Annotated in this window: 13 protein-coding genes; 11 read left to right on the top strand and 2 right to left on the bottom strand. The window is 43.1% G+C overall.

Translation table 11 applies throughout. The annotated features are described in order from the left end of the window. Nucleotides 1-221 precede the first annotated feature (221 nt). A complete protein-coding gene (locus SporoP33_RS01755) occupies nucleotides 222-1322 on the bottom strand; it encodes an NAD/NADP-dependent octopine/nopaline dehydrogenase family protein (protein WP_081242149.1) in 1101 nt (366 codons plus the stop codon). 18 nt (nucleotides 1323-1340) lie between these two features. Then, on the bottom strand, nucleotides 1341-2813 hold the full coding sequence (locus SporoP33_RS01750) for a YfcC family protein (RefSeq protein ID WP_081242148.1): 1473 nt from the start codon (nucleotides 2811-2813) through the stop codon (nucleotides 1341-1343). A 215-nt stretch (nucleotides 2814-3028) separates the two neighbouring features. Here SporoP33_RS01750 and SporoP33_RS01740 point away from each other — a divergent pair, with 215 nt between their 5' ends. The 11 genes from SporoP33_RS01740 (at nucleotide 3029) to ccsA (ending at nucleotide 16526) form a co-directional block, all read left to right on the top strand. After that, nucleotides 3029-3688, top strand: a complete 660-nt coding sequence (locus tag SporoP33_RS01740; protein ID WP_196796830.1) for a response regulator transcription factor — start codon at nucleotides 3029-3031, stop codon at nucleotides 3686-3688. Next, entirely contained in the window at nucleotides 3685-5013 is a 1329-nt protein-coding gene (locus SporoP33_RS01735; protein ID WP_081242145.1) for a sensor histidine kinase, read from the top strand. The genes SporoP33_RS01740 and SporoP33_RS01735 overlap by 4 nt, the downstream gene beginning before the upstream one ends. 85 nt (nucleotides 5014-5098) lie before the next feature. Further along, on the top strand, nucleotides 5099-5728 hold the full coding sequence (locus SporoP33_RS01730) for an SIMPL domain-containing protein (RefSeq protein ID WP_081242144.1): 630 nt from the start codon (nucleotides 5099-5101) through the stop codon (nucleotides 5726-5728). Between the two features lie 70 nt (nucleotides 5729-5798). Then, nucleotides 5799-6725 (top strand): diacylglycerol/lipid kinase family protein, encoded by a 927-nt coding sequence (locus SporoP33_RS01725; protein WP_081242143.1) that lies wholly within the window; start codon nucleotides 5799-5801, stop codon nucleotides 6723-6725. Nucleotides 6726-6813: 88 nt separating this feature from the next. Further along, complete coding sequence (locus SporoP33_RS01720) at nucleotides 6814-7779, top strand: hypothetical protein (protein ID WP_081242142.1); 966 nt, start codon at nucleotides 6814-6816, stop codon at nucleotides 7777-7779. A gap of 244 nt (nucleotides 7780-8023) precedes the next feature. Beyond that, a complete protein-coding gene (gene tig / locus SporoP33_RS01715; RefSeq protein ID WP_081242141.1) occupies nucleotides 8024-9310 on the top strand; it encodes a trigger factor in 1287 nt (428 codons plus the stop codon). Nucleotides 9311-9673: 363 nt separating this feature from the next. After that, nucleotides 9674-10942 carry an ATP-dependent protease ATP-binding subunit ClpX gene (gene clpX / locus SporoP33_RS01710; RefSeq protein WP_081242140.1) on the top strand — a complete coding sequence of 423 codons (1269 nt, stop codon included), beginning with the start codon at nucleotides 9674-9676 and terminating at the stop codon, nucleotides 10940-10942. Nucleotides 10943-11071: 129 nt separating this feature from the next. Then, nucleotides 11072-13393, top strand: coding sequence for an endopeptidase La (gene lon, locus SporoP33_RS01705; protein WP_081242139.1), 2322 nt, complete (start codon nucleotides 11072-11074; stop codon nucleotides 13391-13393). Then, nucleotides 13390-13971: a ribosome biogenesis GTP-binding protein YihA/YsxC gene (gene yihA / locus SporoP33_RS01700; RefSeq protein ID WP_081242138.1), complete on the top strand. Its 582-nt coding sequence runs from the start codon at nucleotides 13390-13392 to the stop codon at nucleotides 13969-13971. The genes lon and yihA overlap by 4 nt, the downstream gene beginning before the upstream one ends. Nucleotides 13972-14100: 129 nt before the next feature. Beyond that, nucleotides 14101-15477: a glutamyl-tRNA reductase gene (gene hemA / locus SporoP33_RS01695; RefSeq protein WP_081242137.1), complete on the top strand. Its 1377-nt coding sequence runs from the start codon at nucleotides 14101-14103 to the stop codon at nucleotides 15475-15477. Between the two features lie 218 nt (nucleotides 15478-15695). Continuing rightward, nucleotides 15696-16526: a cytochrome c biogenesis protein CcsA gene (gene ccsA / locus SporoP33_RS01690; protein WP_081242136.1), complete on the top strand. Its 831-nt coding sequence runs from the start codon at nucleotides 15696-15698 to the stop codon at nucleotides 16524-16526. The last annotated feature ends 6 nt before the right edge of the window (nucleotides 16527-16532 follow it).

Raw genomic sequence — 16532 nt, 5'->3', positions numbered from 1 at the left:
AAGGTGACATCCTGGACAGAAACAATCGATTATTCATAATTACACTCATCGTCATCGCCTTATTCACATTAGGCGGATTTGCTGTACAAAAAGGTTTCATCACATTTTAAAGTTTTTTAGAAATCATCAAGGTTGCCGGGCTATAAAACAGCAGCACCTGTTTTGCCTGGCACAATAAAGAAATCCGGATATCTGCATTTGATATCCGGATTTCTTTTTATTTATTTTGCGAGACTCTTGAGTTCCTCAGAAGTTAAGCCCATATCCTGTAATGTTCTGCCGGTTTTAAAATAATCTTCATTATTATATGCAGAAGCGATATGGATACAAGACTCAACGATCGGCACCCGTATGCCGGCAGCTGTTGCTAATTCAAAGCAAGGCACAAGCAGATAGGGTACGTCTTCAGTTATATAGCGATTTTTGGAACTGTCAGGCGCAGTATTGATTTTTCCGTGCGTTTTAGAATCGCGGTTGAAGTCATAGACAGTTTCGTAGTTTGTGCCATAGAGTGCATTCATCGCTTCTAATTCAGTCTTCAATGTAAATCCGAGCGCTTCTCCGACAGCCAGCCGCTCCTTGTCCATCTTGGCTGCCGCATTGGCAGTTGCCGGGCTGCAGCAGTCACGATAGTAGTTGAAATCTCCGCGGAAGTTTTCCAGCAGCCCCATATTCAATGCAGTCAATAATGGATGTCCGCCGAAGTTAATATTCTCTAGTCCGGCAACTACAGGATTTGCCAGGAATTCAACAGAAACTGGAAGTGAATCTGAAATCAGCTGCTTTACTTTATCTGTTGCATGCCCCGAAGGAAAAATACTTACTGAAATATATTCTTTTAGCCCCATTATTGTCAGCACACCCGGTTCCACAATACGTGTTGCCCATGGAATGCTGATGCCGTCCGCAAATGTAATATGAAGATCCTTTTGCGGTGACACATTTTTCATTCGATTCAAAACGAGTCCGCCGTAATTCCCCGGCATCAGAAAAATAATGTGACCGTCTTTTAAGTGTGGCAGCATTTGTTCAAATAATAGTTCTTGAGCGAATGAAGGGCAGATCATGATAACCATCTCCGCAAAATCCATCGCTTCTTTTATATCAGTGGTTGCATGGCTGATTTTTTCAAAACCCGGGAACATCATTTCTGCCCCGTGGTCTTCTGTGAGTGCTTTGATGCCTCCCTGCGTCTTCACTGCGTTTATTTGTGTATCAAATTCAGGGGAGTCATACAGGCAAATGCTGTGACCAAGTTTTGATAAATGATAAGCCGCTGTTAAGCCGCCGTTTCCTGCGCCAATAATTGAAATCTTATTCATACGAATTCCTCCTGTAAGTTATATAATGGATACAATAGTCAAAACGACAATCGTGATGAGCATGATTCCCAGTACAAATGGGATAATATGTTTCAGCCAGCGGTCGTAAGGTATATTTGCCAGTGTTAGAGCACCTACCAAAACTGCCTGTGTAGGAGAGAACAGATTCATCGTTTCAGCTCCGGCCTGCATGGCGGTCACAATATATTCACGGCCGACCCCTGCGAAGTCTGCAAGAGGAGCAAGAATAGGAATCGTAGCTGTGGCAAGTCCGGATGACGAAGGGATCAGGAATGCCAGCGGAATGTATAGAATGTATGCCAGCGGTGCCACAATGGAGCTGCTGACATTTGCCAATAGATGTTCTCCGAAGTTTAAAATTGTGCCGATAATTAAACCGTCCGTCATGACAACCGAAATACCTTTGGCTACCGCCAGAATCAATGCAACACTAATCAAATCTTTTGCTCCGCTTAAAAACAGCCGGACAATTTCATCTTCTTTATAGGAATATAGTTTTCCGATGATGATGGAACCGATGAAAAACAAAGCGGTTAATTCTCCGAATCCCCATTCGCCGAGCGGTGTAATATGTCCTAATGCAACGCCGATGACAGGTATGTTTTGTATCGTGTCATGCAGCGTGTTGAAAATGGAAATTCCGAACTTATCCTGCCAAGGAATCAGTGCGACAATCATGATCAGGAAAAAACTGCCGAATACAGCTAGGACAGCCTTTCGTCTGCCTGTCAGTTCTGCAACATCATCTGGATCAATTTTTTTGAATGGCTCTTCCACTTTACTTTTTATATCATAGACAATAGATTTTTCAGGGTGCTTTTTCACTTTGGCTGCATATCGCATAACAAATGTAATGCCGAAAACTAGGAAAAGTGCAAAGAGCAACAGACGGTGGAATATTCCGTCCCCGATTGAAATGCCTGCCAGATTGGAAGCAATGCCGACAGAAAACGGATTCGTAATTCCTCCGGCCACCCCGATGCCTGCTCCCAGGAAAATCACCATAACGGCAGTGACGACATCGTAGCCGGCTAACAGGAGAATAGGCACAACTATCGGATAGAACGCGATAGTTTCTTCAGCCATCCCATAGGTCGCACCGCCGATTGCACAAATAATCATGAGTATAGGAATCATTAATTTTTCGCGTCCCTTTAATTTAAAGACGACTTTAGACAAACCGGCATCGATTGCTTTAGTTTCAAACACAATCCCTAAACAACCGCCCAGAACGAGAACGAAAATAATAATATCCACTGCATTAAAGAATCCGTTAATCGGCGCGGAAAACACATCCCACAGTCCTTGTGGATTTGCATCGACTTGCTCGTAAGTCCCAACAATCGGCGAGCCGTCGTCATTGTAAGAGTATTGGCCGGCAGGTATGAGAAATGTCAAAATTGCGATGCCCGCTGTGATAATAAGTAATGTAGTAAAGGCGGTAGGCAATTGAAACTTCTTCTTTTCCATGAAAATCCCCCTAAATATTTTTTTGTATGCGCTTTCTTTGGATTTGCATTTCGTAGTACATTTCTAATAATAAAGAGTGATTATGCAAGGGGTATCACGCAAATGTATTCAATTGTGCAAGAATTGTGTTTAATTGTGTCCGGCGCAGGTGAACTCTACATTTAGGGAGAAGGATTGTATACTGAAGATAGAACGATACAAAAGGAGTGAGTATGATGAAAACAATCTGTCTTGTCGAGGATGAACAGGATTTGCTGCAAATACTTTCCGTTTACCTAAAGAAAAATGATTGGAAGGTGTTGTCTTGCAGTAATCTTCAGGAGGCGTCGGAGCAGCTTCACACGCATGTCGACTGCTGGGTAGTGGACATTATGCTCCCTGACGGCAGTGGGTTTGAATTATTAAAAGAAATTAAAGCAATTAATGAGAATACACCCGTCATTTTAATTTCCGCAAGAGGAGAAAGTATAGATCGGGTGATTGGCTTTGAAATTGGCTGTGATGATTATATAACTAAGCCTTTCTTGCCGGCAGAATTAGTGTTGCGTATAAAGAAAATCTTGCAAACTAAGCCGCAGACTGCTGCAGCAAATTTGCTTGCAATTGGCCCATATATAATGGATGAAAGCCGCAGAATGATCATGAAGGATCATCAAGAATTGGATATCACCAGCCGAGAATTTGATATCATACGGTTTTTTGCTAAACATAACCATGCTGCAATCCCGCGTGAGTTATTACTCCAACAAATTTGGGGAGATGATTATTTCGGCAGCGAGCGGGTGGTGGACAACTATATCAAAAGAATCCGTCAGAAAATGCCTGACTTTCATATTGAGACCATCTACGGTTTCGGATACCGGTGCAACTTATGAAAAAGCGTCAGACATGGCTGGCATCCAGGTTTACGATTCTTATGGCCGTTTTCATTACACTGATAAGTATTACCAGCATTACGATTGTTTACTTTTGGTCGTACTATTATTTCGGCAAGATCTTTGAAGACCGCATTATCGATGAGTATACCTATGAGAAAAATGAAGAGCGGGGAGTGTATAATGAATGGATTCTGGGCGTAACGGCGCATAGCATCGATATAGTGGATGCAATTCACGGGGAGCCGACAGCGGAGTACATTATGGATCAGGCAACAGAACAGATGGAGGAAAGCAAAGTATACCGTGAAGAAGTGGACGGGAAATATTTACTGTACAAAATTGACTTGGACTATGAGAACGGTGAAAAAGTATACAAGTACTCTGTAGTAAAGGATATATATAAAGAAATACTTCCGAAGATGCTCTTATGGTTTCTGGCTATAACTGTAGGTGTTTTTATATTATCAGTACTGCTGACAAGGACGATAACGAATAAATTATATGACAATATTTATAAATTGAAACAGTATATAATGCAGACCGGCACAGAAAACTGGGATACAGAACTCGTACTGGAGACAGAAGACGCTGATATTCAAGATTTGGCTGCTTCATTTTCTGCAATGAAGCAAAATTTGAAGCAAAAGGATGTAGCACAGCAATCGATGCTGCGGTACATCTCCCATGAACTAAAAACACCCATTATGATCATTTCAAGTTATGCAGAGTCTGCCAAAGAAGGAGTTCATCCGAAGGGCAGCCTGGAAGACACATTGAATACTATAACCAAACAAACGGCCAGGATTGAAAGCAGAGTAGAGGACTTATTATTCATTGCAAAGTCCAACGTACAGGAATTGGGGAATGGACAAGATATTCAGCTTGTACAACTAGATGAACTGATCGAACAGGTGGCGGAAAATCTGACTGTAAATGCATCTGGTCTGACTGTAGATTTACAGCTTGCGAAACAGCTGACCATCATTGGTTATCGGCACGAAATGGAAATTCTGATTGAAAACATGCTGGACAATCAATTAAAGTATGCGGACAAATTTTTGTCGATCCGATGTGTGAAAGAACACGGCAAGGCTGTTCTTTACTTTTATAATGACGGGGAATCGGTGGATCCTTCTATTAAAGATCAGCTTTTCACGCCATTTACAAAAGGAAGGGACGGAGCTCACGGACTGGGCCTGTCAATCGTCAAACAAATTGCAGAAAAGCATCACGGATCGATTGAGTTATTGGAACAACCAGAAGGCGTGACGTTTAAAATCATTTTAGGGAATTGTATACACAGCGGAATTAACAGGCAGTAATCCTCTTCCAATAGTAAAAACAAGGTATGAAACGGCAGCATGGTTGCATAGAAGTAAGAGCAATCATAAAAGGGGAGTGTGCCGTATGTATAATGAAGAGAAAACTCGTACAATAACTGTTTTTGGTGAAGGTGCAGTCAAAGTTTCTCCTGATACTGTCCATATCATTTTGTCCGTCGTATCAAGAGGCACCGAGCTCGGAGAAATTCAGCAAGAGAACGCCAAGCGGATGAATCAGGTAATTCAGGCGCTTCTTTCGGCAGGCGTCGCAGAAAACTCTATTCAAACAATTGACTTTCAAATTCGTCCTGTCTATGAATATATAAATGGTGAGCAGCGTTTCCAGGGCTATGAGGTGATCAACTCGATACGCGTCACGAGCGCTGATCTCTCAAGAGATGGTGAACTGGTTGATTTGGCAGTCAAAAACGGCGCCAATCAAATCGGCTCCATCGAATTTAAAATCCAGGAGCAGGATATGTATTATCAGCAAGCTCTGGCACTCGCGCTGCAAGACGCTGAGACAAAAATGGTGACCATCGGTACATCATTGAAGCTGCCGAATCGCCCAATTCCTGTCAAAGTTGAAGAACAGCATACGACGCAGCCTATTGCTTTCCGCGCAATGGCCATGGCAGATACAGGAACTACGCCGATTGAGCCGGGTACGATTACGGTCAGCGCGAGTCTTCTCGTGAAGTATCAAATGATCTGACAATCATTCTAGTAAGTGATTTGTCAGTCTGCTACTATAGTGGAAACGGTTTGTGAAAGAGGCGTGGCATATGGATGTGCATTTCATCATCAATGAACAGGCGGGTGACGGTAAAGGTGCAAAAGTGTGGGCTGAACTCAAGAAGGAAAATGTCTATCCTTTCGACTTGACAGAATACCGCGGTCACGCGACGGAGCTGGCTTTTCAGCTGGCGAAGAAATCAGATGAGGCTCTGCTGCTGGTCGTTATCGGCGGAGACGGCACAATTCATGAAGTATTGAATGGGGTGGCGGGCTTTGCCCATGTGACGATCGGCGTCATGAAAGCGGGCTCTGGCAATGATTTTGTCAGAGAATTTCCTGCGTTTTCACGTCTGGATGACATTCAGAACTATGCAGCTGCAAAGTCGCCCAAACGAAAGGCAGTAGATTTTGGTTCTGTCCAATTGGAAGACGGGCACAAGCGGTATTTCGCAGGCAGCAGCGGTTTTGGTCTGGATGCGGATATTTCACTTGCAGTCAGCCGCTCGCCTGTCAAACATCTGCTGAACAGGTGGAAGCTCGGAAGTGTTGTCTATGCATTGACTGTCGTACATTCACTGCTTACATTTACACGTTTCTCTGCTGCCGTGCAAATTGGCCCGGATACCCGGCATTTTAAAAAGGTCTGGATGATTACGGTCAGCAATCAGAAGTATTACGGAGGCGGTATGAAGATTTCTCCCCACTCCGTTTATGATGATGGAGAATTTGAACTAACCGTGGTTCATTCGATTTCATTGATCAAATTTCTTGCCGTATTTTTGACGGTCTTTAATGGCAGTCATACCCGATTTCGCGGTGTTTCTGTTTATAAGGCCAGGAAGTTCATCATTAAAGCCGACCGGAAAATAGGATGTCATACAGACGGGGAGTTTATTGGGACAACTGCCGAACTGCCTGTCATCTGTGAAGCAGACGTACGGCAGTGGTATGTTGCGGACAATTCGCATAAGTAATCGTGTGATGTTTTTCACTGCGGCTGAGTGGAATCCGATTCTGCGGCTGTGATATAGTGAAAGTTAACAAAGCAGGCAGGTGAACACAGTGCAGAAAAAGCGAAGACAAGTGATTAGTAAAGGAAATGTGGTTGTCTTTCCAGGTACACTCGAACGACTGCATAGGGATGCAAAACAGGCGATGGAACGTGACCTTCATAAAGAGGCTATTCTTCATTTCGAATCCATATTGGAAATTGATCCAGAAGACTATTCTGTGCTGGACGGAATGGCCATCTCCCTTTATGAAACGAAAGATTATCAGCGGGCAAAAAAGTTTGCACTTCTCGCAATGCAAAATCAGGCGGGGGACTACATAGAGCTTCTGGAGCTGTACTTATCCATTTCCATTCAATTACAGCAATACGATGAAGTGGAGCTGACGATTCAAGGTTTATTGGAAAAAGAAATCATTCCGCCCCACAGCTTGCAGAAGTTTCAATATTTACGCGAACTCAATAAACGTCTGTCTGACCGCTACGAAGAACCAGCTATAGAGGAGCCTCCGCTTACTGCCCAGGCATTTAAAAAAATGAATGCAATGGAGCAGCAGGAATTTTTATTGTCTCTGCAGCATCAGAAGCTGCAGCCGTATATTCCCCTCTTAGTGGAAGTGACTGAAGCGGCAGATTCATTACCCATCGTACAGACATACGCTTTGATGTTATTGCAGCAAATCGGATACCAGGAATCACTGGCTATCCGTAAATATCATTTTGAAACGGAAACCAATCCGTCGAGGCTTGTATCTCCTGAAGAAGATCAATTCCTAGGCGAAGTGCAGTTTCTCGCAAAGTCCCAATTTGAGAAAGATCCGACTGCCAGTGAACTCGTCGTTAATCTGATTCTTAAATACAGCGTGCTGCTGTTTCCGTTTCACTGGGGGCCTTACACAGCAGAGGAAGTGGCGGGAGCATACGTTGCCTATACAAAACAGCTGCTGTACGGCAGGCAGGCTGAAGAATCACCGTTGCTTGCGTTCATACGTTCTGTAGACGAAGAAATGGAAATCTGACAGTGATTAATTCTTGAAAGATGAATAGACTATGTTATACTAAAATGGTTGTCAACTGCTTATCTGGCTTCAGCCATGTTCGCGCTAATTACAGGCGAAACAAAATTAGCTGAATCCGGATAAAACCTTCAAAGGGTAGCGAAGATTTTTTAGTACACATAAAAAAATTCAGACACCACTATGCGAAGGTATATTTGATTAAGATAAAAATACGAGTAATGCAAATGATTTGGAGGTCATACATATGACAGTTAAATGGGAAAAATTAGAAGGCAGTGAAGGGAAACTGACATTTGAAGTTTCCGTAGAACGTTTTAACGAAGGAATGGACGAAGCGTTCAAAAAAGTAGTAAAGAAAGTACAAGCGCCTGGTTTCCGTAAAGGAAAAATGCCGCGTAAAATGTTCAACAAAATGTACGGAGAAGAAGCGCTTTACAACGATGCGATCGATATCGTACTTCCTGAAGCGTACTCTAAAGCGGTAGAGGAAGCTGGCCTGGAACCAATCGCAGCTCCTGAAATCGACATTGAAAAGCTTGAAAAAGGCGAGCCGGTTGTATTCACAGCTGTTATCGCATTAAAGCCTGAAGTGAAGCTTGGCGAATACAAAGGACTTGAAGTAACTCGTCAGCCGGTTGAAGTGACAGATGAAGAAGTAGACGCACAACTTGAGCAGCGCCGTGAAAGTCTTGCTGAAATGGTTGTTAAAGAAGACGGTGCTGTTGAAGAAGGCGACACAGCTACAATCGATTTCGAAGGATTCGCTAACGGCGAAGCATTCGAAGGCGGAAAGTCTGAGAACTACGATCTTGAAGTTGGATCCGGTTCATTCATCCCTGGATTTGAAGAGCAAGTAGTCGGAATGAAAACAGGTGAAGAAAAAGACATCGAAATTACATTCCCTGAAGAATACCACGCTGCAGAATTAGCTGGACAACCTGCTACATTCAAAGTGAAAGTAAATGAAATTAAGTCTAAAGAAGTTCCTGAACTTGATGACGAGCTGGCAAAAGAAATCGATGAGAGCGTTTCTTCAGTTGAAGAACTGCGCACAAAGTTGAAAGAAGAAGCTGAAGAAGTGAAAAAGAATGATTCTGAAACAGCTCTTCGTGACGATTTAGTAGAACAGGCTGCAAGCAACGCTGAAATGGATATTCCGCAGGCGATGATTGATTCAGAAACGGACCGCATGATGCAAGACTTCGAACAGCGTCTGCAAATGCAGGGCATGAACTTGGATCTTTACTTCCAGTTCTCTGGTCAGGATGAGCAGGCTCTTCGCGACCAAATGAAGGACGACGCACTAAGCCGTGTTCGTGTGTCATTGACACTTGAAGCAATCGGAGCTGCTGAAAACGTAGAGGTTCCAGAAGAAGAAATTAATGCAGAACTTGAAAAAATGTCTGAGCAATTCGGTATGGAAGTGGAGCAGATCAAGACAACTCTTGGCGGCACAACTGTACTTGAAAACGATCTTCGCTTCAACAAAACAGTACAATTACTTGTTGATAACGCAAAAATCATCGACTGACTTTCTATATAAGTTGAACTGAATTCTTCTTGTGAAATACTGGCAAACAGAATGCCAAGTTGATTGCAGTGCTGGGCAGCTGGAAAGATTCAGAGTTGAATCTTTCGTCCGAAACCGGAGCAGCGCAGCAGCAGAAGCAACTGTAAAATGGTTGAGTCAGCATATATAGATTACACAAGGTACGGTTTGCCCGTACCTTGTTTTTCTTAAATGAAGAACTTCATGTATAGTCTTAAGGAAACTCCATAAGCTAGGGCATATATCCATACATAGCTGACCGGCTTCTGTCGGTCAATAAGTTCTAAATAGTTGATTAAGTCATGGTAATCTTGTAGTATATTCACTTGAATAGGGGTGAGCATAATGTTCAAATTTAATGATGAAAACGATAACCTGAGCTGTTCTTTCTGCGGAAAGTCACAGGAGCAAGTCCGCAAATTAGTAGCAGGTCAAGGGGTATATATTTGTGATGAATGTGTTGAACTTTGTGCGGAAATCGTCGAAGAAGAAGTAGGTCTTGAAGAAGGCTTTGAGCTGAAAGACGTTCCGAAACCAAGGGAAATCCAAAGCATTCTGGATGAATACATCATCGGTCAGGATCGCGCAAAGAAATCACTTGCGGTAGCTGTCTATAATCACTATAAACGTGTAAATTCAGGCAGTAAAATTGATGACGTCGAACTGGCAAAATCAAATATCGTCTTAATCGGACCAACGGGCAGCGGTAAAACCTTACTGGCGCAGACGCTGGCTCGTATTCTGGACGTGCCATTTGCTATTGCAGATGCCACTTCACTGACTGAAGCGGGATACGTCGGGGAAGATGTTGAAAATATTCTTCTGAAATTGATTCAGGCAGCAGACTTTGATATCGATAAGGCTGAAAGAGGAATTATTTACATCGATGAAATCGACAAAGTCGCCCGTAAATCTGAGAACGCATCGATTACACGTGACGTTTCAGGTGAAGGGGTTCAACAGGCTTTACTGAAGATTCTCGAAGGAACAGTTGCGAGCGTGCCTCCGCAGGGCGGACGTAAGCATCCGCATCAGGAGTTCCTGCAAATTGATACAACGAATATCCTGTTTGTTGTTGGGGGAGCATTTGATGGTATAGAAGATATCGTCAAACGCCGCATCGGACGTAAAGTCATCGGTTTCGGTTCAGATTCCACTCAGGAAATTGATGAAGAAGAAAGCCTGCTGGCAAAATTAATTCCTGAGGATCTCCAGTCATACGGGCTGATTCCGGAATTTATCGGCCGCTTGCCGGTTATCGCTACATTGGATTCGCTGGACGTTGATACATTGTATCAAATCCTGACAGTACCAAAAAACGCGATTGTAAAACAATACCAGAAGATGGTCGAACTTGATGATGTAGCTCTTCGTTTTGAAGAAGATGCATTGCTTGAAATCGCAAGAGAAGCAATTGCACGCAAGACAGGTGCGCGCGGATTACGCTCGATTATTGAAAATATCATGCTGGATGTAATGTATGATCTGCCGTCACTTGAAGAAGTGAAGGAATGTATCATTACAAAAGATTCCGTTCTTGGCAAATCAACGCCGATTTTATATAAAGAAGACGGTACGATATTTGAACCGGGCAACGAAAAAAATACCGCATAACGCCGAAATGGCAAAAAAGCCGGCTCCACCGATGCGTATCTCATACGTTCGGCAGTCGGCTTTTTCTTACATAAGATTTCATCTGCATGTCCTACATATACATACATAATTTATTGGAGGTGGCTTATCATGCCGACGATTCAAGAGCAGAACATCCCATTATTGCCACTTCGCGGAGTGATTGTTTATCCGACGATGCTATTACACATAGACGTTGGCCGGGAACGCTCCATTTTTGCAATAGAACATGCATTAGCCGGAGATCATAAAGTCTTTCTGGCCACACAGAAAGATCTGACTCTGGAAAATCCGGAAAAAGAAGATTTGCATAAAATCGGCACATTGGCCAATATCAAATCTATAACGCAGCTGCCAAACGGCACATATCGTGTGTTAATTGAAGGCTTACACCGCGCCCTATGGAATTCATATAAAGAAGCTGATTTGTATCCGGTCGTCAATGCCGCATGCTACGAAGAAAATGATGAAAAAGATGTAGAAGATGAAGCGCTGATGCGTTCGCTCGTTGCACAATTTAAACGGTATGCGAAAAACAGCAAGCGTATTTCGGACGAGACATTAGAAACTGTTGAAGGCATTCAGGAACCAGGCAGACTGGCAGATATGATCGCATCCAATTTGCCGTTAAAATTAACTGCGAAACAAGAAGTGCTTGAAATGACGGATGTGCCAAAACGGTTAGAATGGCTCATCAGCCGTATGTATAACGAGCAGGAAATTATGGAAATGGAACAGAAAATCAACGAGCGCGTCAAGGAAGCAATGGAACGTACGCAGAAAGAGTTCTATTTGCGCGAACAATTAAAAGCCATTCAGACAGAGCTCGGCGATAAAGACGGAAAAGGTCTGGAAGTATCTGAACTGACGAAGAAAATTGAAGAATCTAATATGCCGCCATCGGTGAGAGAAACTGCCGAGCGTGAGCTGGAGCGTTATGAAAAAATCCCTTCGATTTCTGCGGAGAGCGGAATCATCCGTAATTACATCGAATGGCTCATCATGCTGCCCTGGACATATGCAACAGAGGATCAGCTGGATTTAGCGCGTTCAGAAGCAATTTTACATCGCGATCACGAAGGACTTGAAAAAGTGAAGGAACGTATTCTCGAATTCCTGGCTGTTCGTCAGATGACGAACTCTTTGCGGGGACCGATACTTTGTCTGGACGGACCGCCAGGAGTGGGTAAAACTTCATTGGCCCGTTCGATTGCCGAATCACTCGGCCGTGAATTTGTCCGTTTGTCACTTGGCGGCGTTCGTGACGAATCGGAAATCCGCGGACACCGCAGAACCTATGTGGGGGCTATGCCGGGACGTATTATTCAGAGTATGAAAAAGGCAGGCACAATCAATCCTGTATTCTTGCTGGATGAAATCGATAAAATGTCTAATGACTTCCGTGGTGACCCGTCATCCGCAATGCTCGAGGTATTGGATCCGGAACAGAACAGCACATTCAGCGACCATTATATAGAAGAGCCGTATGATCTCTCTAGCGTACTGTTCATTGCGACATCGAATGATCTGGGAGCTATTCCCGGACCGCTGCGTGACCGAATGGAAGTGATATCAATACCAGGTTATACAGAGCAGGAAAAACAGTCGATTGCAATTAATCATCTCATACCAAAACAAATGAAAGAACACGGACTGAAGAAATCTCAGGTTCGTTTTCAAGAGGATGCAGTACTTGAAGTCGTGCGCTATTATACGCGTGAAGCGGGTGTGCGCTCACTTGAGCGCGAAATTGCGAGCATTTGCCGTAAAGCCGCGCGTCAGATTCTGGCAGGCGACAAGAAGAGCCTGACAGTGAGTCCGAAATCACTGCAATCTCTTCTAGGCAAAAAACGCTTCCGTTTCGGACAGGCGGAAACGGTCAACCAGGTCGGAATGGCAACAGGGCTTGCTTATACAGCAGTTGGCGGAGATACACTTCAGATTGAAGTGTCGCTGTCACCCGGAAAGGGCAAACTCCTGCTGACAGGGAAGCTTGGCGACGTCATGAAGGAATCGGCACAGACTGCATTATCCTATGTTCGTTCAAAAGCTGTATCGTTTGATATCGAACCTGATTTCCATGAAAAATGGGACATTCATATTCACGTTCCAGAAGGCGCCACGCCAAAAGATGGACCGTCGGCGGGTATTACAATAGTCACTGCGCTCGTGTCCGCTTTGACAGAACGCCCAATCAGACGTGAAGTCGGCATGACAGGGGAAGTAACTTTGCGCGGACGTGTGCTGCCCATCGGCGGTTTGAAGCAGAAGACACTAAGTGCACACCGTGCGGGATTACGCACGATTATTATTCCGTCAGATAATGAACGTGACTTGGATGATATACCTGACAGCATTAGAAAAGAATTAACATTTAAACTCGTGTCGGATGCTCAGGAAGTACTCGATATCGCTTTGGAGGAAAAGAAATGAAAGTCCATAACGTAGAAATGGTTATGAGTGCGGTCAAACCGGAACAATATCCAACAGAAGGCTACCCGGAATTTGCATTGGCAGGCCGTTCAAATGTAGGTAAATCCTCATTCATCAATAAAATGATCGGCCGTAAAAGTCTGGCCCGCACCTCATCTAAACCTGGAAAGACCCAGACGCTTAACTTCTATAAAATCGAAGAACAATTATTCTTTGTCGATGTGCCTGGGTATGGTTACGCAAAAGTATCAAAATCAGAGCGCGGTAAATGGGGCGGAATGATCGAGCAGTACATGATGTCTCGTGAAGAATTGCGTGCCGTCATACAGATTGTCGATTTGCGTCACCCGCCATCCGCGGATGACTGCCTAATGTATGAATTTCTTGCGAGCTATAACATCCCGACGATCGTCATTGCGACGAAGGCGGATAAAATCCCTAAAGGCAAGTGGGAAAAGCATAAAAAGATTGTCCGTACAACGTTAGATATGGAAAAGCATCATCCATTAATTTTATTTTCATCCGAAAAAGGGATTGGTATGGATGAGGTATGGCGTGAAATCGAAAGTCGCATGTAAAATCTTGCACTGATCTATTGGAATTGCTACATTATGACTTCAAACGATGTTCACAATTTACATTCCGACTAAAGCGCTATGTATGTTATAATGAATGTACGAAAAGATTCTGAAAGGTGTGAGCACCTAATGTATACAGTTGTTGTCGGTGTTAACCACCGGACTGCCCCTGTCGAAATTAGAGAAAAATTATCATTCGTTGAAACTGATCTGCCCCAGGCGATGCAAACTTTGCAGCAGCAAAAGAGCATCTTGGAAAATATTATTATTTCCACTTGTAACCGCACAGAAATCTATGCGGTAGTCGATCAGATTCATACGGGACGGTATTATATAAAGAAATTCCTTGCTGACTGGTTTGCGATTCCTATGGAAGAATTCTCTAGTCATTTAATCATTCATGAAGAAGATGGTGCGATTGAACATTTATTGCGTGTAGCTGCCGGGATCGATTCTATGGTGCTCGGGGAAACACAAATTTTAGGTCAAGTACGCAGCAGTTTCTTTGCGGCACAAAATATCGGTACTACAGGTACGGTATTCAATGAATTGTTTAAGCAGGCGATTACGACAGCAAAAAGAGCCCATACTGATACTGCAATAGGTGAAAATGCAGTTTCTGTTTCCTATGCAGCAGTTGAATTGGGTAAAAAGATCTTTGGCTCATTAAAAGATAAGCATATTGCCATTCTTGGAGCTGGAAAAATGGGAGAATTGGCAGTTAAAAACTTGCAGGGAAGCGGCACAGGGAAAATCACAGTGATCAACCGGACGTTTTCCAATGCAGAAATACTGGCTGCAAAGTTTGACGGTGAAGCGAAGTCCATGCAGGAGCTGCAATGTTTGCTTCTTGAAGCGGATATCCTCATCAGCTCTACTGGCGCTACGGAGTATGTCATTGACTACGAGTTAATGCAGTATGTAGAGAAATTGCGTAAAGGCAAACCGTTATTTATGGTTGATATTGCCGTGCCGCGTGATTTAGATCCTAAGATCGGCGACTTGGACAGTGTCTTCTTGTATGATATCGATGACTTGCAGGGCATTGTCGAAGCTAATCTGGAAGAGCGAAAACGCGCAGCAGATGAGATCGGTCTGATGATTGAAAAAGAAGTGGTGGCTTTTAAAGAATGGCTTTCCACTCTCGGAGTTGTGCCGATGATTTCTGCATTGCGTAAAAAAGCGAGCCGGATCCAAAGTGAAACGATGCTTAGTATCGAAAACAAAATGCCGGACCTGACAGAACGCGAGAAAAAAGTTCTTAATAAACATACAAAGTCAATTATTAATCAACTGTTGAAAGAACCAATCTTACAGGCAAAAGAATTGTCTACAGATAAAAAAGCAGCAGATAAACTGGCTATTTTCGAACAAATCTTTGGCATTGCCGAAGACGTCGTGATTGAAAAAGAACAGCTTGCCATCCAGGCTAAAGAACGTCTGCAAAAACGCGCTGAGCGAAAAAATGAAACTCTCGACGCATCTGAACTAAATTACCAACACTAATTCCTGGTGGTTCTGTATCTGTCTTTCACAAGAACGATACAGGCCCACTTTTTTATTGGGTTCTTTTAAAAAGTTCAAACGGTTTTCACTTTTTTCGACTAATTATGTCTATTGCAAATGCAATTATTTGCAGTATCGCCCTTTCATTTGAGACAATACTAACGAATACACCTTACTTGCAAAAGAGAGGTTTTAGCTTGAAAGGCAGAGAATAGCATATGGTGGATTTGACCATGGCAAGACTTCAGGAATTAATGATTGTACTGTATGCCCTCAGTCTTGTCTTTTATTTAATTGATTACCTTAAGAAGATAAAAATCATGCAGCGCATTGCTTTTTGGCTGATTGTCACCGTATGGGTTACCCAAACCGCTATTTTATCTTTATATATTATTGAAATGAAACGGTTTCCCGTGCTTTCACTGGTTGAAGGAATTTATTTTTACGTGTGGCTTCTTGTCACCTTATCAATTGTGTTCCAATTGATTTATAAAGTGAACTTTATGGTCTTTTTTACAAATATTATCGGATTTGTCTTCTTGATGATTCATGTATTTTCTAATCTGAAATACAACGCATCTGCGGTGGGCGATTCATTAATTTCAGAAGTACTGTTTGTTCATATTACGACAGCAATCCTCTCGTATGCGGTGTTCGCACTGGCATTTGTATTTGCAGTATTGTATTTAATTGTCTACAAAGTATTGAAAAGCAAGAAGTTTACGAAACGATTTTCCAGTCTTCCTAATTTGCATCAAACGCTGACAGGGATGAAGATGTCGATCTACACGGGTATTCCGATTCTGTTCGTCAGTTTATTATTTGGCGTACAGTGGGCATATGTGGCGCTTGCCGACTGGTCTGTTTTTGATGTGAAAATCATGGGATCGTTCGCAGTTCTTCTGATTTATTCCAGTGTGGTCTATTTCAGCTACAAAGGGAAGCTTCAATCAATAGAACTTGCCTGGATGACTATATTTGCATTTCTATTAACAGTTATTAATTTCTTTTTGGGCAGTACGCTGTCACAATTTCATTTTTGGGTATAAGGAAGG

Origin of the sequence: Sporosarcina sp. P33 (assembly GCF_002077155.1) — a bacterium.
GTDB lineage: Bacteria > Bacillota > Bacilli > Bacillales_A > Planococcaceae > Sporosarcina.
The sequence above is the reverse complement of the archived record's forward strand: the minus strand, read 5'-3'. Positions and strand labels throughout refer to the sequence as shown.

Excerpts from the sequence above, each read along its gene's own strand:
- lon (WP_081242139.1), top strand. The coding sequence starts at position 11,072 with ATGCCGACGATTCAAGAGCAGAACATCCCATTATTGCCACTTCGCGGA.
- clpX (WP_081242140.1), top strand. The coding sequence starts at position 9,674 with ATGTTCAAATTTAATGATGAAAACGATAACCTGAGCTGTTCTTTCTGC.
- ccsA (WP_081242136.1), top strand. The coding sequence starts at position 15,696 with ATGGTGGATTTGACCATGGCAAGACTTCAGGAATTAATGATTGTACTG.
- SporoP33_RS01740 (WP_196796830.1), top strand. The coding sequence starts at position 3,029 with ATGAAAACAATCTGTCTTGTCGAGGATGAACAGGATTTGCTGCAAATA.
- yihA (WP_081242138.1), top strand. The coding sequence starts at position 13,390 with ATGAAAGTCCATAACGTAGAAATGGTTATGAGTGCGGTCAAACCGGAA.
- SporoP33_RS01755 (WP_081242149.1), bottom strand. The coding sequence starts at position 1,322 with ATGAATAAGATTTCAATTATTGGCGCAGGAAACGGCGGCTTAACAGCG.
- tig (WP_081242141.1), top strand. The coding sequence starts at position 8,024 with ATGACAGTTAAATGGGAAAAATTAGAAGGCAGTGAAGGGAAACTGACA.
- SporoP33_RS01750 (WP_081242148.1), bottom strand. The coding sequence starts at position 2,813 with ATGGAAAAGAAGAAGTTTCAATTGCCTACCGCCTTTACTACATTACTT.
- hemA (WP_081242137.1), top strand. The coding sequence starts at position 14,101 with ATGTATACAGTTGTTGTCGGTGTTAACCACCGGACTGCCCCTGTCGAA.
- SporoP33_RS01730 (WP_081242144.1), top strand. The coding sequence starts at position 5,099 with ATGTATAATGAAGAGAAAACTCGTACAATAACTGTTTTTGGTGAAGGT.
- SporoP33_RS01735 (WP_081242145.1), top strand. The coding sequence starts at position 3,685 with ATGAAAAAGCGTCAGACATGGCTGGCATCCAGGTTTACGATTCTTATG.
- SporoP33_RS01725 (WP_081242143.1), top strand. The coding sequence starts at position 5,799 with ATGGATGTGCATTTCATCATCAATGAACAGGCGGGTGACGGTAAAGGT.